This window comes from Bradyrhizobium sp. UNPA324, assembly GCF_006658635.1.
GTDB lineage: Bacteria > Pseudomonadota > Alphaproteobacteria > Rhizobiales > Xanthobacteraceae > Bradyrhizobium > Bradyrhizobium nanningense.
In genome coordinates this window covers 1,028,965-1,045,596 of the sequence record NZ_LFJD01000004.1, presented here as the reverse complement: position 1 = coordinate 1,045,596, position 16,632 = coordinate 1,028,965, and the positions used below count along the sequence as shown (strand labels likewise).

At 64.8% G+C, this 16,632-nt stretch carries 20 protein-coding genes; 11 read left to right on the top strand and 9 right to left on the bottom strand.

Features of this window, described 5'->3' with window-relative positions; genetic code table 11:
• Positions 1-68 precede the first annotated feature (68 nt).
• From UNPA324_RS04990 to UNPA324_RS04970, 5 genes are all read right to left on the bottom strand, one after another.
• Positions 69-1,163, bottom strand: a complete 1,095-nt coding sequence (locus UNPA324_RS04990; RefSeq protein ID WP_128919440.1) for an AMP-binding enzyme — start codon at positions 1,161-1,163, stop codon at positions 69-71.
• Positions 1,164-1,170: 7 nt separating this feature from the next.
• Positions 1,171-2,598, bottom strand: coding sequence for a methylenetetrahydrofolate--tRNA-(uracil(54)-C(5))-methyltransferase (FADH(2)-oxidizing) TrmFO (gene trmFO / locus UNPA324_RS04985; RefSeq protein ID WP_141933789.1), 1,428 nt, complete (start codon positions 2,596-2,598; stop codon positions 1,171-1,173).
• Positions 2,599-2,726: 128 nt separating this feature from the next.
• A complete protein-coding gene (locus tag UNPA324_RS04980; protein WP_007590701.1) occupies positions 2,727-2,879 on the bottom strand; it encodes a DUF1127 domain-containing protein in 153 nt (50 codons plus the stop codon).
• 468 nt (positions 2,880-3,347) lie between these two features.
• A complete protein-coding gene (locus tag UNPA324_RS04975; protein WP_141933787.1) occupies positions 3,348-4,172 on the bottom strand; it encodes a lytic murein transglycosylase in 825 nt (274 codons plus the stop codon).
• Between the two features lie 129 nt (positions 4,173-4,301).
• Positions 4,302-5,210: a DUF2189 domain-containing protein gene (locus UNPA324_RS04970; RefSeq protein ID WP_128919443.1), complete on the bottom strand. Its 909-nt coding sequence runs from the start codon at positions 5,208-5,210 to the stop codon at positions 4,302-4,304.
• A gap of 335 nt (positions 5,211-5,545) precedes the next feature.
• Between UNPA324_RS04970 and UNPA324_RS04965 the strand changes: the two genes are divergently transcribed.
• On the top strand, positions 5,546-5,950 hold the full coding sequence (locus UNPA324_RS04965; RefSeq protein ID WP_141933785.1) for a DUF3597 domain-containing protein: 405 nt from the start codon (positions 5,546-5,548) through the stop codon (positions 5,948-5,950).
• Between the two features lie 52 nt (positions 5,951-6,002).
• Here UNPA324_RS04965 and UNPA324_RS04960 read toward each other — a convergent pair whose 3' ends face one another.
• On the bottom strand, positions 6,003-6,278 hold the full coding sequence (locus UNPA324_RS04960) for a GNAT family N-acetyltransferase (protein ID WP_141933783.1): 276 nt from the start codon (positions 6,276-6,278) through the stop codon (positions 6,003-6,005).
• 103 nt (positions 6,279-6,381) lie between these two features.
• Here UNPA324_RS04960 and UNPA324_RS04955 point away from each other — a divergent pair, with 103 nt between their 5' ends.
• Both UNPA324_RS04955 and UNPA324_RS04950 read left to right on the top strand, forming a co-directional pair.
• Positions 6,382-7,311 (top strand): tetratricopeptide repeat protein, encoded by a 930-nt coding sequence (locus UNPA324_RS04955; RefSeq protein ID WP_141933781.1) that lies wholly within the window; start codon positions 6,382-6,384, stop codon positions 7,309-7,311.
• A gap of 198 nt (positions 7,312-7,509) precedes the next feature.
• Positions 7,510-7,905 (top strand): SPW repeat domain-containing protein, encoded by a 396-nt coding sequence (locus UNPA324_RS04950; RefSeq protein ID WP_128919447.1) that lies wholly within the window; start codon positions 7,510-7,512, stop codon positions 7,903-7,905.
• Between the two features lie 49 nt (positions 7,906-7,954).
• Here UNPA324_RS04950 and UNPA324_RS04945 read toward each other — a convergent pair whose 3' ends face one another.
• Together UNPA324_RS04945 and UNPA324_RS04940 are read right to left on the bottom strand one after the other, a co-directional pair.
• Complete coding sequence (locus UNPA324_RS04945; protein WP_141938704.1) at positions 7,955-8,230, bottom strand: GNAT family N-acetyltransferase; 276 nt, start codon at positions 8,228-8,230, stop codon at positions 7,955-7,957.
• An 87-nt stretch (positions 8,231-8,317) separates the two neighbouring features.
• A complete protein-coding gene (locus UNPA324_RS04940) occupies positions 8,318-8,677 on the bottom strand; it encodes a hypothetical protein (RefSeq protein ID WP_141933779.1) in 360 nt (119 codons plus the stop codon).
• A 106-nt stretch (positions 8,678-8,783) separates the two neighbouring features.
• Between UNPA324_RS04940 and UNPA324_RS04935 the strand changes: the two genes are divergently transcribed.
• The 6 genes from UNPA324_RS04935 (at position 8,784) to UNPA324_RS04900 (ending at position 15,235) form a co-directional block, all read left to right on the top strand.
• On the top strand, positions 8,784-9,266 hold the full coding sequence (locus UNPA324_RS04935) for a hypothetical protein (RefSeq protein WP_245471880.1): 483 nt from the start codon (positions 8,784-8,786) through the stop codon (positions 9,264-9,266).
• 105 nt (positions 9,267-9,371) lie between these two features.
• Entirely contained in the window at positions 9,372-10,979 is a 1,608-nt protein-coding gene (locus UNPA324_RS04930) for an acyl-CoA synthetase (protein WP_141933777.1), read from the top strand.
• A gap of 9 nt (positions 10,980-10,988) precedes the next feature.
• On the top strand, positions 10,989-11,849 hold the full coding sequence (locus UNPA324_RS04925; RefSeq protein ID WP_141933775.1) for a PCC domain-containing protein: 861 nt from the start codon (positions 10,989-10,991) through the stop codon (positions 11,847-11,849).
• Between the two features lie 76 nt (positions 11,850-11,925).
• Entirely contained in the window at positions 11,926-12,624 is a 699-nt protein-coding gene (locus tag UNPA324_RS04920) for an AAA family ATPase (protein WP_141933774.1), read from the top strand.
• A 1,076-nt stretch (positions 12,625-13,700) separates the two neighbouring features.
• Complete coding sequence (locus tag UNPA324_RS04905) at positions 13,701-14,279, top strand: SRPBCC family protein (protein WP_128919453.1); 579 nt, start codon at positions 13,701-13,703, stop codon at positions 14,277-14,279.
• Positions 14,280-14,281: 2 nt separating this feature from the next.
• On the top strand, positions 14,282-15,235 hold the full coding sequence (locus UNPA324_RS04900) for a YVTN family beta-propeller repeat protein (protein ID WP_141933770.1): 954 nt from the start codon (positions 14,282-14,284) through the stop codon (positions 15,233-15,235).
• Between the two features lie 109 nt (positions 15,236-15,344).
• On the opposite strand, the gene UNPA324_RS04895 is transcribed toward UNPA324_RS04900, so the two are convergent.
• Positions 15,345-15,986, bottom strand: a complete 642-nt coding sequence (locus tag UNPA324_RS04895; RefSeq protein ID WP_128919455.1) for an HAD-IA family hydrolase — start codon at positions 15,984-15,986, stop codon at positions 15,345-15,347.
• A gap of 69 nt (positions 15,987-16,055) precedes the next feature.
• On the opposite strand from UNPA324_RS04895, the gene UNPA324_RS04890 reads away from it, so the two are divergent.
• Together UNPA324_RS04890 and UNPA324_RS04885 are read left to right on the top strand one after the other, a co-directional pair.
• The gene (locus UNPA324_RS04890) at positions 16,056-16,277 is read left to right on the top strand and encodes a DUF433 domain-containing protein (RefSeq protein WP_128919456.1); all 222 of its coding nucleotides are present in this window, start codon (positions 16,056-16,058) and stop codon (positions 16,275-16,277) included.
• Between the two features lie 51 nt (positions 16,278-16,328).
• Positions 16,329-16,631 (top strand): DUF5615 family PIN-like protein, encoded by a 303-nt coding sequence (locus UNPA324_RS04885; protein ID WP_283810303.1) that lies wholly within the window; start codon positions 16,329-16,331, stop codon positions 16,629-16,631.
• The last annotated feature ends 1 nt before the right edge of the window (position 16,632 follow it).

Here is a 16,632-nt window from a genome sequence, read left to right as displayed (position 1 = left end):
GCCCATGATCCCGCCACGCCCGAATGATCCGATCGCTTCTCTGTCGCCAATGTGGACGCTTCAAGGCGCTAGCTTGCCGGCAGGTCCGCCTCGAAGTTGAAGCGGTCGCGCAGGTTTTTCCGCTGTTCCAGGATGTCCTTGAGGAAGGCGCGGTCCTGGTCGTTCTTCATCATCGGCTCGATCAAGTCGAGCTGGTTCATGGCAACCAGTTGCAGGATCTCAGTCCGCGGCTTGCCGCTGGTGTCGCGTGGCAGCGCGTGCACGACCTGGATGTGTTCCGGCGGCTTCGGGCCCTTGGCGGCGGCGAGCTCGTTCCGCAGCTCGCCCTCGAGTGCGGTCTGATCGGCTTCGACGAAGGCGTAGAGCCCGACGCCGGAGCGGCGGTCGGCAAAGGCGACGATGGCGGTGTCGCGCACGGCCGGATTCTTGCGGATCAACGCGGTCAACACCGGGGCATCATTGACCAGCCGGCGGCCGCCGCCTTCGCGATCGGTGAAGTTGAACAGGCCGCGCGTGATCGCGCGATAGACCTTCTTGCCGGTGGCGAGCCAGAGGCTCGCCGCGAACGACTTCTTGGCGAGGATCTTTCGCTCGCGGGGCGTCAGCGCTTCCGGAGCATAGGAGCGCTTGTGCTTGAGCAGGTGCCGAAGATCTTCGTACGCGAGGATGCGATAGAGCCGGCCGCGGCGGTCGAAGCAGGCCGCGAGCTGGAAGTCGGTCACATAGGCGCGGCCGTCGCGGCCGACCAGCCAGTTCTGCTCCTTGGCGAGATCGTTGTGGCAGATGCCGGCGCGGCGCAGCCGGCGTAGCATCGCTTTGGCCGAACGGAAATAAGCGAGGTCGTCATGGGGCTTTGCCAGATGCAGCGCCGCGCCGTCGACGAATCCGCGCACCAGCGCGCGCTGTCCGGCCCAGAGCAGCTCGGGGCCGACATCGAGGCCTTTGGCGCGCGCCAGAGCGTGCTTCTCGCGGGCGAACAGATGCCGCGCCAGCAGGAACGACCACCACGGCACTTCGTCGAGCCGGCGCAGCACGGCGTCGACCTCGCCGGTCCCGCTCCGAAAGCGGCCGCGCTCGACGGTCGAGAACACATCGCGCTTGAGCAGCACGCCCTCGGTCCAGCGCGCCGACAGCTCTGCCGCGTCGTCTTTCGGGAGGCTCATCGAAAGCTCACGCGGCCGCGGCAATGTGCAGGTGATCGGCGATCCAGCGATCGAGATCGGCGAGCGCCCGTGCGCTCAGCGCCTGCTTCTTGGCCACCGCTTTCTCGTTGCCGCGCAGGCGCGTGCCGTCGGGCTTCTTGGTCGGCACGGTCGCGAGCGGCGGGAACAGGCCGAAATTGATGTTCATCGGCTGGAACGAGCGTGTGCCCGGCTCGATGGTCTCGATATGGCCGCCGGTGATGTGGCCGAGCAGCGATCCGAGCGCCGTCGTGCCGGGCGGGCCGACGAGCGCCTCGCCGCGCGCGTCCGCTGCGGCATAGAGACCGGCGATCAACCCGACGCTGGCCGATTCCACATAGCCCTCGCAGCCCGTCATCTGGCCGGCAAAGCGCAGCCGCGGCTGGGCACGCAGGCGCAATTGACTGTCGAGCAGTTTTGGCGAGTTCAGGAAGGTGTTGCGATGCAGGCCGCCGAGGCGGGCGAATTCGGCGTTCTCCAGCCCCGGAATGGTGCGGAAGATGCGCTGCTGCTCGCCGTATTTCAGCTTCGTCTGGAAGCCGACGATGTTGTAGAGCGTGCCGAGCTTGTTGTCCTGGCGCAGCTGCACGATCGCGTAGGCCTTGGTGACGGGATCATGCGGGTTGGTGAGACCGACCGGCTTCATGGGACCGTGGCGCAGCGTCTCCGGGCCGCGCTCCGCCATCACCTCGATCGGCAGGCAGCCGTCGAAATAGGGCGTGTTGGTCTCCCACTCCTTGAACTCGGTCTTCTCACCCGCGATCAGCGCGGCGACAAAGCCGTCATACTGTTCCTTGGTCATGGGACAGTTGATGTAGTCGGCGCCAGTGCCTCCAGGGCCGACCTTGTCGTAGCGCGACTGGAACCAGGCCACCGACATGTCGATGGACTCGCGGTGCACGATCGGTGCGATCGCGTCGAAGAAGGCGAGCGCGTTCTCGTCGGTCAGCGCGCGGATGGCCTCGGCCAATGGAGCGGAGGTGAGGGGACCGGTGGCAACGATCACGTTGCTCCACTCGGCGGGCGGCAGGCCTGAAACCTCGCCGCGGGCGATCTCGATCAGGGGATGGTCGTTGAGAGCCTTGGTCACCGCCGCCGAGAAGCCGTCGCGGTCGACTGCGAGCGCGCCGCCGGCAGGCACCTGGTTGGCGTCGGCCGCGCGCATGATCAGAGAATCGAGCCGGCGCATCTCCGCATGCAGCAGGCCGACGGCGTTGTTGGCGGCATCGTCCGAGCGGAACGAATTGGAGCAGACGAGCTCGGCGAGCCCGTCGGTGCGGTGCGCCTCTGTCATGCGGGTCGGCCGCATCTCATGCAGCACCACGGGCACGCCGGCTTTGGCCACCTGCCAGGCGGCTTCCGAGCCGGCGAGGCCGGCGCCGATTACGTGCACGATGTTCGATTGGGGTCCTGTCATGGGGCGGACAGGTAGCGCTTTTCGGTGAAGAGTGGAATCGCCGAGATCGAGTTTTCTGCCATCAGAAACGACAACGCCCGCACGGAGCGGGCGCTATCGGGTTCGTTCCGGTGGAGGGCTGAACGATATCAGCCCTGATACTGACCGGCGGCAACGCGCGGGATGTCCGAGCGATCGAGGCCGATATCGGCCAGTTCGCGATCGCTGAGCTGGGACAGCTCGGCAACATTGCGCTGATAGTCCCGGAAGGCCTGGATCATGCGGATGAGCGAGAGCAGCATAGGTAGTCTCCTGTAGTTCGATTCAGCCCTTGCCCGGGCCTCATCGTTGAAATGAATATAGTTGAGGGTGGTGCAGTGCGAAAGTTCCGATGTTGCGATGCAGCTAAGCGATGGACGCATAACGGAGGTAACGGACGATTAACCGGAAGGCGCTCCTGTCCGAAGCTTGCACAAAGGGATCGAAATCTGTCGAGAAACGTCCGTGAAATCACGGAGTTAAGGATGCTCCATTGATCTCGATCATCACGGAAATAAGTTGCCTGCAAGGACCCGGCCAGCCCAGTGAATAGCTTCCTGACCCAAGTCTTGCCTGCGTGAGTCGCATAGGTAAAATGAATCAATATTCAATTTATGAGATGATTCGAGGCATGCCTCGGCTCAGGCCGGTCAGGCGCGCAGGTATTGCCAAGGGAAGCATGCGCAGTGGGCAGCCAGGATGATTCTGGACAGAACCCGGCCCGATAAGGCTTAAGGAGCGCGCGCGAGCTGGGTGGCGAAATAGGCGACGGTCTTGGAATAGACCTCGCTCTTGTTCCACTGCTTGAGCACCTCGAAATTCGGACTGCCAGGCTGCCAGTCCTTGCCCTTCTGCCAGCCATAGCCGGCGAGATAATTGGCGGTGGAGGCGAGCACATCGGGCGCGTTGTGCAGGAGATCGCGCTTACCGTTGCCGTCGAAGTCGACGGCGTATTTCATCCAGGATGACGGCATGAACTGGGTCTGGCCAAGCTCACCGGCCCAGGCGCCCTTCATCTCTGCTGGCGTAAGATCGCCGCGCTGGACGATGCGCAGCGCATCCATCAGCTCGGCGCGAAACTGCTCGGCGCGACGACAATCATAGGCCAGTGTCGCGAGCGAGCGGATCGTGGTGAACTTTCCGGTGTTGACGCCGAAATCCGTCTCCAGGCCCCAGATCGCGACCAGCACCTCGCCGGGAACGCCATAGGCCTGCTCGATGCGCGACAGCACGGAGCCGTATTGCTTCATCATGTTGGAGCCGCGCTGCAGGCGCGGCGGCACCATCCGGCCGGAAAACTCCTCAAAGGTCTGGGTGAAGACCTTTTGCGAGCGGTCGCGGTTGAGCACGCTCTGATCCAGCGTCACGCCGGCAAGACCCGACGCAATGGCCTGTTGTGAGATGCCCTTGGCCGCAGCGTCGGTTTTGAAGTCCGCGAGCCAGGCATCGAAATTACCCGAGCCGCAGGCAACCGCAGCGAACGCTGGCTGGGCGGAGAGGATTGACGCGGAGAGGGCGAAGGCTGCGAGAGCGAGACGAGAAATCGTCGAGGTCATTCGAGTCAATGAATTCCGTGAAGCGATCTGGCCGGCGCGCGCAATCTCGATCGGAACCGCGGCCAAAGCAAGGCGTGCGACAGGGGCGATCCTGCCCGAGCCGGGGCAGGATCGCATGTCACGATATCGTCAGGCGTCCGTCCTGTTCCGCCAGGGGAAGAGGTTGGCCGGGAAGTCAGCGGCCGGCTTGCGCGGACGATGCGGCGGGGGCGGCACCGGACGTGCGCCGGGCTCTGAGACGATCACCTTGCGGTAGAGATGCCAGGTGGCATGGCCGAGCAGGGGGATCACCACGGCGAGGCCGAGGAAGGCCGGAATGGTGCCGAGCGCGAGCAGCACCGCGACGATCAGGCCCCAGGCCGCCATCGGCACGGGGTTCCTCGCGACGACGCGCAGCGACGTGCTCATCGCTTCGAACGCACCGGCATGGCGGTCCAGCATCAGCGGGAATGATACGACACTGAGGCAGAGCGCGGCGAGCGCGAACAGGAAGCCGGTGCCGCAACCGACCACGATCAGCCACCAGCCTTGCTGCGTCGTCAGCACGCGCGTCACGAAGTCCGAAATGCCGGTCACGCCCTCATACCCGAACGCCGCGACGTAGATCGCCTGCGCGGTTGCAACCCAGGTCACGAACAGAGCGAGCAGCAAGGCGCCGAGGCCGAGCATCGCGCCGAACGAAGGTGAGCGCAGCACCTCCATGGCATCCCAGGCACTGGCTTCTTCATAGCGTTCGCGCCGGCTGGAAAGCTCGTAGAGACCGAGCGCCGCGAACGGGCCGATCAGCGCGAAGCCGGCGGCCAGCGGAAACAGCAGCGGCAGCACCGAATAGCCCATTACCACGCGGGCGAGCACGAGGCCGAGCACCGGGTAGATCACGCAGAGGATGATGGCGTGGCTCGGAACGGCCTTGAAATCTTCCCAGCCGCGCCGGAGCGCATCGTGCAGATCGGACAGTTGGATGGTTCGGATCACGGGTCCAGCCGCATCTGCGGTCCGGCCCATCGTGGGGACATTGCCCTGGTAGAGTGTGGCCATGGTCGCTAGCTCCCTTGCCGAGCGGCCGAATCCGGCGCCGGCAAACGGCGCGAGCGGCCGCCATTCTTGAGTTTCACGATTCCGACCAGGCGCGAATTCCGGAAGGCATCGCGAGCTGAACGCAAAGCGTACGCCCATTTCCGAGTCCTGTCCCTCACGCTTGGGTGAAATTCGATGCCGCAGCGCAACTTCGGCGGCGTCATTCGGTCGTCATTTCGCCGCAGATAAGCTGATGCTGCGTGTCGGCTCGCAGAACTTCGCGGGTGCTACGCAGTGACTTGGTCTATAAGTGCCACTCAAGGCCCTTCCAACGGATCCTTTTTCGGGGAGCAGATATGAGCATTTTCGGGAAAATCATGAGCGCGATCTTCGGTAGCCAGCCGGCTTCCGCCGCGCCCACCGGTGGCACAGAGCCGGGCAGCGCGCCCGCAGGGGCCGCGCCGGGCGCGTCATCCGCCCCCGCTGCGGCATCGATGGCGTCTGTTGACGTGGCCGCGATCGTCGACAAGGCGGTGGCCGCGCACAAGGGCGAGAAGCTGGAATGGCGCACCTCGATCGTCGACCTGATGAAGGCGCTCGACATCGATTCCAGCCTTGCCGCGCGCAAGGACCTTGCCAGGGAGCTCGGCTATACCGGGGACATGAACGACTCCGCCAGCATGAACGTCTGGCTGCACAAGCAGGTGATGTCCAAGCTCGCCGCCAATGGCGGCAAGCTGCCGCCCGAAATCAAGCACTGACCGAGCGCCGGTCGTGCCGGAAGGGCCCGCGGTCTCGCGGGCCCTTTTGCTTTCAGGCGACCAGATCCGCATCCTCCGGATGCCGGTCGAGATAGTCGGCGACGAAGCCGCAGCCGGCGATCACCTTCCTGCCGTCGCGCCGGATCAGATTCAATGCGCCCTTGACCAGCTCGGAACCGATGCCGCGGCCGCGCAGCGCGCGCGGCGTCTCGGTATGGGTGATGATGACTGCCGTCGGGGTCAGCCGGTAATTGGCGAAGGCGACGTCGCTGCCGACATCGAGCTCGAAGCGGCTCCTGTCCTTGTTGTCCCGTACCGATGCGGCCATGCAAGATCCTTCCGACGTGCTGCTTCTCTCTGATCTAGACGCCTGAACCGGTGCTTGCCAAGGTGCGACCAAGGGAGGTTGCCGCAGGGGAGATATCCGTAAAATGCGTGTCCCGCTCAGTCTCATGGCGTTGCTTGCTGCGTTGATCTCGACGGCGCCGGCAGCGGCCGAAGGCGGTCCCGCCTGGGATGCGTGCGTGGGGCTGACCAGCACGCCCGACCAGCGGGTCAAGGCCTGCTCCAGCGTCATCGATACGAAGAGCGAGAGCGGCCGCAGGCTCGCCGGCGCCTATTGCAACCGCGGGCATGGTCTTACCGAGAAGCGCGAGCTCGATGCCGCGCTGTCCGATCTCGACGAAGCGGTCAGGCTCGCTCCAGACTATGCCTGCCCCTACAACAATCGCGGCCGCGTCTATTCGTTCAAGCGCGACTACGACCGGGCCATTGCCGATTACGACCAGGCCATCAAGCTCGATCCATCGCTAGGGCTGGTCTACAACAATCGCGGCGAATCCCGGTTCAACAAGGGCGACCTCGACGGCGCCTTGGCCGACTTCGATGCGGCGATCAAGCGTGACCCCAACTACGCCATGGCCTATGGCAATCGCGGCCTGGTGTCTTACCGCAAGCACGACATGGCGCATGCCATCGCCGACTACACGATGCGGATCAAGCTTGCGCCCGATCTGCTCGCCTATATCGATCGCGGCAACGTCTACCGTGACAGCGAGCAGCTCGACCGTGCCGCCGCCGACTATGGCGAGGCCATCCGCCTCGCGCCGACCGACGCGCGCGGCTGGCGCAATCGCGGTATGATCCGCCTCTTCCAGGGCGACAACAAGGGCGGCCTTTCGGACTACGACAAGGCGTTGCAATACGATCCCTCGGATGTGTTCTCGTGGAATAACCGCGGACAGGCCCGCTTGCGGCTCGGCGACAAGCAGGGCGCGATCGCCGATTTCAGGAAGGCGCTGGAGTTGAAGCCCGGCTTGTCGTCCGCGCAGGAATCGCTGCGGAAGCTCGGGGCGCTGTAGCCGCAGTGCGGTATGAGTTCACGACCCGCGAACATTGCGCGGACATCGAAATAATCCTCAATCCCGCTCTTGCGCGGCCGCCGGCGGTTCCCACGTCCTCTACAGGACACACGTCCGAATGCGGCCGGCAGGGTCGCGAGACATTCGGAAGTCGTGATTGCCAGCCGCCGACGTGTGCCTCTGTCATAGGAGGGTACGATGTCGGACTTTGGTTTCTTGAATACTCATCGAACATGGGAAGATTGGTGCGGGATGCTGCTCGGCGCGGCGATTGTGGCTTCGCCATGGTTTCCCATCCAGGATCCAGCGGTCAACGCGCACCAGACGATGATCTTGAATACGGTTGCAATCGGTCTGGTCGTCTTTGGCATCAGCCAGCTTGAATATGTCGCCTTGCAGCGTTGGCAGGAGGTGACGACGATCCTGATCGGGCTGTGGCTCATCGCCTCGCCCTACGTCATGGGCTATTCCGGTGACGGCTTTCTCCGCGTCTATCACACGGGCCTCGGCGCCGTGCTCGTGCTGCTCGGCGTGCTGCAGCTGTGGCAGGACTGGGACCTGACCGACCAGGACATGCTCAGGCACGGGCAATAGGCCGTAGATATCGGCAGGCCCGCCGGCTGCATGCGGCGGGCCTGTGTTCCTATCTCGCCACGAGATCCTGATAGTCCGCGTGCTTCTCGACCCACGCTTTCACGAACGGACATTGCGGGATCAGCTTCAATCCGGCACTGCGGACCTGGTCGAGCGCGCCTTGCACCAGCTTCGAGCCGACGCCCTTGCCGCCGAGTTCTTTCGGCACGTCGGTGTGCTCGAAGGTGATCACGTTGCCGTCGAGCTTGTAATGTTCGGTCGCAAGATGGCCGTCGACCTCGAGCTCGAAGTGGTGATGGGCCTTGTTGTCGATAACGTCGCTCATGTCGTCGATCTTCCAGCCGTTGGCCTCGCGCACGACTTCGTAACGCACGATTGGGTCGGCAGGTTTCAGCTGTGACTGCGGTTCACGTCAATCGGCGGCTTTGGCGAGCCTGGAATCTTCGGGCTGTTGCGGCGGGCGCAGGCACCCCTGGCAGATGACCAGGGAGCGGTTGACCCTGGCATCCTGCTCGGCCTCGCTGCCGTCCTGCGCCTGCCGCCATTCCTTCGACTGGGACTGCAGCTCGACTTGCGACCTGTTGCGTTCGGATCGGGCCGCCGCGCGCGTTGGTTGCGAGGCCGCATGCGGCCGATTGGGATCCTCGCCGGCGCCATCCCAGGCATAACGTGCAGGCTTGAAGGCGGGATCGGGCGCCAGGTGCGCCTGAGGACCCACAGCACATCCGGCGAGCGCCAGCGACAACAGGAGGAAGGCGGACGCTTTGACCATGATGCGACACTCTGTACGCAAGAACTCAGCGAGGGTGCGCCGATCATGTTTAAAATTCCCTGAACGATTGCGGTTACAGAAGCGACCAACGCCCATGCGCCATCCGATGCTTCTGCTTGTTCTGGTCGCCTCCGCCGCGTGGGCCGAGGATGCGAAGCCGTTCAATCCGTCCGACTATCCCCCCGGCGTGCAGACGGCGCTGCGCTATGCCAATGAGGAATGCACCAGCCAGGACGGTGGCGAGGTGAGCTTCGCGCCCGATACGGTGCGCCAGATCGACCTGACCGGCGACGGCCGCGACGACTACATCGTCGATTTCAGCGAGACCAAATGCGGTGGCCGCGAGACCACCTATTGCGGAACCGGCGGCTGCGTCATGAACATCCTGGTGACGCTGCCGGACGGCAGCGTACGGAAGGTGTTCGACGGCTATGTCCGCAGCTACACGATCATGCCGCCGGCAGTGAAGCGCGGAGCCGCGCGCATTCGCTTCGATCTGCATGGCAGCTTTTGCGGCGGCTTTGGCCCGCAGGCCTGCGTCAAGCAGAAGACCATCACGGCGACGCCGTTTGCGTTCAAGCAGCCGTAGGGCAGGTGTGCGGCCGGCGGCCTTGCAGAGGCGCCGGCGATGGCGATAAATGGGTCGCAATGAGCGGGCGGCCAGCGCGCCGTTCGCCCTCGAAGAGGAAGCCCCATGCAGCCCTTGCGCATGTCCCGTCGCGTCATGAATCTCGCTCATATGCTGACCCAGAATGCGCGGCGGCATGGGTCACGTCCCGGCTTCATTTGGGGAGACAAATCCTGGACCTGGCGGCAGATCGATGCGCGGGTCTCGGCGCTGGCCGCAGCGCTCGCTGCGCGCGGCATTGCCAAGGGTGACCGCATCCTCGTCCATTCCAAGAATGGCGACGAGATGTTCTTTTCGATGTTCGCCGCGTTCCGGCTCGGCGCGGTCTGGGTGCCCACCAATTTCCGTCTGATGCCGGACGAGGTGACTTATCTCGCAGAAGCCTCCGGGGCGAAGGCGTTTCTGTGCCATGTCGATTTTCCCGAACACGCGGCGGCCGTGAAGGGCGGTGCGCTGGAGTTCACCTGGAGCCTCGACGGCAAGGGCGCGTTCGGCGAGACGTCCGTTGCTAAGGCCATCGCCTCGCGCGCCGGAGAGGTGGTCCAGAACGTCGCCGTCGAGCACGACGATCCCTGCTGGTTCTTCTTCACCTCGGGTACCACCGGTCGGTCCAAGGCCGCGGTGCTGACCCACGGCCAGATGGGATTTGTCGTCACCAACCATCTCGCCGATCTGACACCCGGCGTCACCGAGCACGACGCCTCGCTGGTGGTGGCGCCGCTCTCGCATGGCGCCGGCGTGCATCAGCTGGTGCAGACCGCGCGCGGCGTCTGCACCGTTTTGCTGCCGACGGAGAAGTTCGACATCGACGAGGCGTTCCGCCTGATCGAAAGGCATCGGGTCGCCAATCTCTTCACCGTGCCGACGATCCTCAAGATGATGGTCGAGCATCCCGCAATCGACAAATACGATCATTCCTCGCTGCGTCACGTGATCTATGCGGGTGCGCCGATGTATCGCGAGGACCAGAAGACCGCGCTGAAGAAGCTCGGCAAGGTCATCGTGCAGTATTTTGGCCTCGGCGAGGTGACCGGCAACATCACCGTGCTGCCGGCGGCGCTGCACGACGCTGAGGATAGTCCGCATGCCAGGATCGGCACCTGCGGCTTCGAGCGCACGGCCATGCAGGTCTCGATCCAGGACGACGAGGGCCGCGAGCTTGCGGCCAACCAGAGCGGCGAGATCTGCGTGATTGGGCCTGCGGTACTCGCGGGCTATTACGACAATCCCGAAGCCAATGCGAAGGCGTTCCGCAACGGCTGGTTTCGCACCGGCGATCTCGGCCACATGGACGAGGAAGGATTCGTCTACATCACGGGCCGCGCCTCCGACATGTACATCTCCGGCGGCTCCAACATCTATCCGCGCGAGATCGAGGAGAAAATTTTGACGCATCCCGCCGTTGGCGAGGTTGCCGTGCTCGGCGTACCCGATGCGACCTGGGGCGAGGTCGGCGTTGCCGTCTGCGTGGCGCGCGAAGGCGAGAAGCCGGTGAGCGAGGCCGAGATGGCGGCGTTCCTCGGCCCGAAGGTGCCGCGCTACAAGATGCCGAAGCGGTTCTTCTTCTGGGAGGCTTTGCCGAAATCCGGCTATGGCAAGGTGCCGAAACGCATGGTGCGCGACGAGCTCGAGGCCCGCGGCCTGCTCGATCTCGACAAGACGAAGGCAGGCTGAGCGCAGGTGATGCGGAATATCAAGCAGCCGGGCGTGCCGCTCGTAGAACGCATCCAATGGGTGGAGGCGGGGGGACGCGCTTTCTCCTTCACGCTTGAGACAGGCGTACCGCTGCTCGAGGCCGCGCGACGCGGCTTTGCGGCCGTGGGTTTTACGAGCGGCGTGCTCAACTTCCGGCACGGCGCGCTCGGCCCGTTCGCCTATGTCATGCCGGCGCTGTCGAAGACCGGCGAAAACGCGGCGTTCTACAGCGAGACCTTCCGGCCCGCCGGCGTTACGCGCACGAAGCTCGGCAGCATGACGCTCGGCATGCGCGAGGGGGCGCCGTTCTTTCACTGCCATGGGCTGTGGACGGAGGCGGACGGCAAGGCCAGCGGCGGCCACATGCTGCCGGACGAGACTGTCGTCGCCGAACCGTTCGAGGTCGACGCATTCGGTATCGACGGTGCGGTGTTCACCGCCGAGCCCGATCCCGAGACCAATTTCAAGCTGTTTGGGCCGGTGGCGGCTGCGAGCACCGGCGCGCGCACCACGAGCCGCGCGTTTGCGCTGCGGCTGCGGCCGAACCAGGATTTTGCTGGCGCGCTCGAAGAGTTTTGCCGCGCGCACGGCATCGCGCGGGCGAAGATCCATGGCGGCGTCGGCTCGACCATCGGCGCCCGCTTCACTCACGGCGGGGTGACCGAGCCGTTTGCGACCGAGCTTGCGGCGACGGCCGGTCTGATCGCGCCCGGGCCCTCCGGCACGCTCGAAGCTGCGCTCGATGTCGCGCTGATCGACTACACCGGCGGCCTCGCCGAGGGGCGCCTCGTCCGCGGCGACAATCCAGTGCTGATGACCATGGAGCTGGTGTTGGAGGTTTTGGGTTAGGGGGCGACCGGGGCTTGCGCCGGGAGCTACCTGCCGCTTGCGTGGCATCATTGTTCTCGCTACGTTCCGGTCTGGAATGCCGGTGGGTGATCGCGAGGCCTATCCGTTTTGCCTGCCCATCTTCCCGGATGATTTCGAGCTGAGCTTCGACGCCGCCATCACGATCATCGTCGGAGAGAACGGCACCGGGAAGTCGACGATCCTCGAAGGCATCGCATCGCTCGCGGGCTACGACGATGCCGGCGGCGGCAAGGGCTACATGCCAGTCGATCACTCCGAGGCGCGCGAGAAGATGGGCGGCCAACTCGCCAAGGCACTGCGCGCAAGCTGGCTGCCGAAGATCACCCATGGCTGGTTTTTTCGCGCCGAGAGCTTCTTCTCGGTCGCGCGGTATCTTGACAAGGCCGCGCGCGACGCCGGCCAGGTCGGTCCGGACTTCCTGTCGCACTCCCACGGCGAAGGCTTCCTGCGCTTCTTCGAGGAGCGCTGTCAGCGCCAGGGCATCTTCATCTTCGACGAGCCGGAATCGGCGCTATCGCCGGCACGCCAGATCGAGTTCTTGAAGCTGCTGCGGCGCATGGAAGACTCCCGCATCTGCCAGGTGATCATGGCGACCCATGCGCCTCTGCTGATGGCTTACCCGAATGCGCGGCTGCTGCGGCTCGGGAAATACGGCCTGGAGCCTGTTACGGTGGAGCAGACCGATCATTACCGGGTGATGCGGGAGTTCTGCGACGATCCGCGTGGGTTCGTGGAGGCGACGCTGGGGGAGTGATCGAGGGCGCGACCGACTCTCGCGCTTTCCCTCGTCATTGCGAGCGCAGCGAAGCAATCCAGAATCTTTTCGCGGCGACAGTCTGGATTGCCTCGCTGCGCTCGCAATGACGGAGTATGAAGCGGCACCGTCTTCCGCTCTCGTGTCCCGGACAAGCTGCAACGCGCATAGCGCGTCGAAGACGCGCGTAAACGCGCTTATGGCGTTGCGGCGCAGAGCCGGGACCCAGTGGCCGAGCAACGCGCTGCTGCATGGGCCCCGGCTCTGCGGCGCATCGCCGAAGGGGCGCTGCACTGCGTCGGGGCACGAGAGCGAATTCATCTTTCCGCTCGAAACTCAATCGCACGCGCGGTTTCGCGTTCTCGCGGCATGATCTGCCCGAGCTTTGCGTCCGTTGCCGCCCTCAAGAGTGCCGAGGGCGCAGGGAAGGCCGGGTGCCGGCTTGCACCCGCGGTCCACTGTGCGAAAGCGTGTGCTTAAGGAAGCTGCACAGCGGCATACAGGTGAAGCCAAACATCCGGCCTTCCCTGCGCAGTGGGTTTACGGCTTATGTCGCGCTCTCCCCGGGGAGCGATGCACTATTGCCCCCGTCGCCCCTGCGGATGGCTGATGCGCGCGCCCGGTTGGGCCGCAGCATCACCGCCAGACTTGGCGCACAGACCCCGGGCGCCAGGACCACACGATTTTGCCGTACGCAAGCTGCACCGGTCGTGTCCGCGCAGGGAGCTGCTCACGGTGTGACCCGCCCTGCAGTCACCGTCGCGGCAACGCAGCCTGCGTCCACCACGTCCCACCCCGCATGTCGTGACGATCGCGATACGCCCCTCGGCCGGGCTGCGATGGGTGTCATATACGATAATCCGAACTTCTGATAAAGAGAAATATTTTGGCCCGATGGCGTTGACCTGCACCTGGGGTGTTTTGCCCGCCGGGCCCCGCAACAGGTTGTGGGTCGTGCCGCGTGCCGCCGCAACGGCGCCACGAACCGGTCTCCCCTCGGCCCCAAAATGCGCTAGGATGGCCGGGAGCGCGCGTCCCAAGTCGCGCGCCATCAACGAGACGCATGAGGAAACGAGATGAGGGTGACGATTGGACGGCGCACGGCTGTGGCTGCGGTGCTGACTGCCGCAGGAGCGGCGGCTTTGACGGTGGCTTTTGCGCCGGCTTTTTCACCGGCCTGGGCGCATGGGCCGACCCGGCAGAAGGTGCGGGAATCCATCGAGATCAACGCGCCGCAGGACAAGGTCTGGGCCGCGATCCGCAACTTTCAGGACATGAGCTGGCTTCCGCCCGTCACCAAGACCACGGGCGAGAAGGGCAACGAGGTCGGCGCGACGCGGCAGCTGACGCTGACCGGCGGGGCGACGGTCGACGAGGAGCTCTACAAATACGAGCCCGACATGATGAGCTATTCGTACCGGATCACCAAGGTCGACGTGAAGGTGTTGCCGGTGACCAATTATTCCTCGACCTTGACGGTGTCGCCGGCTCCCGACGGCAAGTCGAAGCTGGAATGGGCCGGCGCGTTCTACCGCGGCTTTCCCAACAACGATCCGCCGCCGGAGCTGAGCGACGAGGCCGCCAAGACCGCGGTGAGCGGTCTCTACAAGACCGGCCTCGAGGCGCTGAAGAAGAAGATCGAGAGCGGTAGCTGATCGTGCGGATGCTGGTTCTGGCGGCGCTCGCCGCCAGCCTTTGTCATGCCAGCCTCGGCAGCGCCGCTGCCGAGGAGGCGTTCGTCACCAACCAGCTCAGCGACGATCTGATGGTGGTGGATCTCGCGACCTCGCGGAGCGTCGCGACCATTCCGATCGGCGGCAAGCCGGCGGGCGTGGCCGTCAGCGCGGACGGCCGCTTTGCCTATGTGACGAGCCCGGACGCCAAGGCGGTGACGGTGGTGGACGCCGCCACGCGCCAGGTCGCAGGCCGCATCGAGGTCGGCGGCGGGCCGCTCGGTATTGCCGTCGCCCCCGATGGCAAGACGGTCTATGTCGCGGACTGGTACGCGGCGGCGGTGCGGGTGATCGATGCAGCCTCGCGCAGCGTCACCGCCAGCATCGCGGTCGGCGCCTCGCCATCGGGCCTTGCGGTGACGCCTGACGGCAAGCTGCTGCTCTCGGCGGACCGCGACGACGACAGCGTCTCGGTCGTCGACACCGCAACACAGCAGCGCAAGGTGACGATCAAGGTCGGCACCCGCCCATTCGGCGTCACCATCGACGCCGAGGGCAAGCGCGCCTATACCGCCAATGTCGGCTCCGACGACGTCTCGGTGATCGACATTGCAGAAGGGCGCGAGGTCGGCCGCGTGAAGGTCGGCATGCGGCCCTATGCGGTGGCGCTGACACAAGGCCGCGGCTTCGTCACCGACCAATATGGCGGCACCGTCAGCGTGTTCGATATTGCGAGCCTGAAGCCGATCAAGCGCATCAATGTCGGCGACTATCCGGAAGGGATCAACGCCACCGCCGACGGCAAGCGCGTCATCGTCGCGTGCTGGGAGAGCAACACGCTCGATATCATCGATGCGGTGGAGCTGAAGGTGATCGGCGAGGTCAAGACCGGCGACGGCCCAAGGGCGTTCGGGATGTTTTTGCGCAGGACGGAGTAGGGGATGTGTAGGGTGGGTTAGCGAAGCGTAACCCACCACTTCTCTGTCTGCGTGGAAAGCAAAGAGGCGGGTTACGCCGAGCAGATGCGCGCTTTGCGCATCTGCAGGGCTAACCCACCCTACGATTACGGCACACCGCGTCCGCAATCTCATCCATCCGCTCGAACACATGCTCCGGCGCCCGCGCCCGCAGCGCCGCCGGCGCCGCATAACCCCAGCATACAGCGCCGCAGGCAATTCCCACCGCGCGCGCCGCCTCGATGTCGCGGACCTCGTCGCCGATGGCGATGACCTGGCCCGGCTCCACGCCGGCGCGGCGGACGACACGGCGGAATTTCGCGGGCTTGCCGAACAGCGATGCCGCGCAGTCGAAATGCGCAAACAGCGCGGTCGCCTCGCCAAGCTTCTCGCGCGCATTGGCCTCGCTGTCGGACGTCACCAGCGCCAGCTGCACGCCGTTCTCCGCGAGCGTCCGCAGCATCGCCTCGACGCCCGCAAACAGCGAGATCTCAGCTGCTGCCTCCGCCTTCAGCCGCCGCGCATGCCGCGCGATCGCCGGCAGCTTCCACAAGGGCACTTCGAGCTGGCTCAGGATCTCGCGCGTCGACGCATGCCGCAGGCCCTCGATGTCCTCATCAGCGACGCGACGAAAGTCGAAGCGATCGGCGATGTCGTTGACGGTGCGCAGGAACCACGGAAAGCTGTCGGCCAGCGTGCCGTCGAGGTCGAAGATGGCGAGGGCGTAGGGCATGGAGCCGGTTGCAGTTCGCTGACAAGCGGGATGTGGCGTGCTATCATTGGGCAGAATTCGAGGAGAGCCATGCGGCACGAGCGGATTGAAATCAACCCGGCGATCATGGACGGCAAGCCCGTGATCCGCGGGACGCGCGTGCCGGTCGAATTGGTGTTGCGCGAACTGGGCGCGGGTATGACCACCGAGGCCATCATCGCTGAGCACCCGCGGCTTACGCCCGATGATATTCGGGCGGCGCAAGCGTTCGCGGCCGACTATTTGGCCGACGAAGACATCATTTATCGCTGAATCGTGCTCTGGCTCGCGGACGAGTGCGTCACAGCCTCCTTGGTGCGGTAACTGCGCGGCGCTGGTCATGACGTGCTCTACATCGCCGAATTTGCGGCGAGCCTGAGTGACGTGGAAGTCATGGCTCTGGCGTCCCGGGAAGGACGGCTTCTCCTCACAGCTGATAGGGATTTCGGCGAGCTTGTCTTTCGTCGCAGCCAAACCGTTCCAGGCCTGATCTTACTTCGTATCGATCCGGACAACGCGCAACTGGTGCGGGTGCGGCTTCTGGAGGCCGTTGGTCAGTTCGGTCAGGGACTCTTCGGCCGCTACGTCGTAATTGACGAGGTTCGCTTCCGGTCCCGCCCTTTGTAGG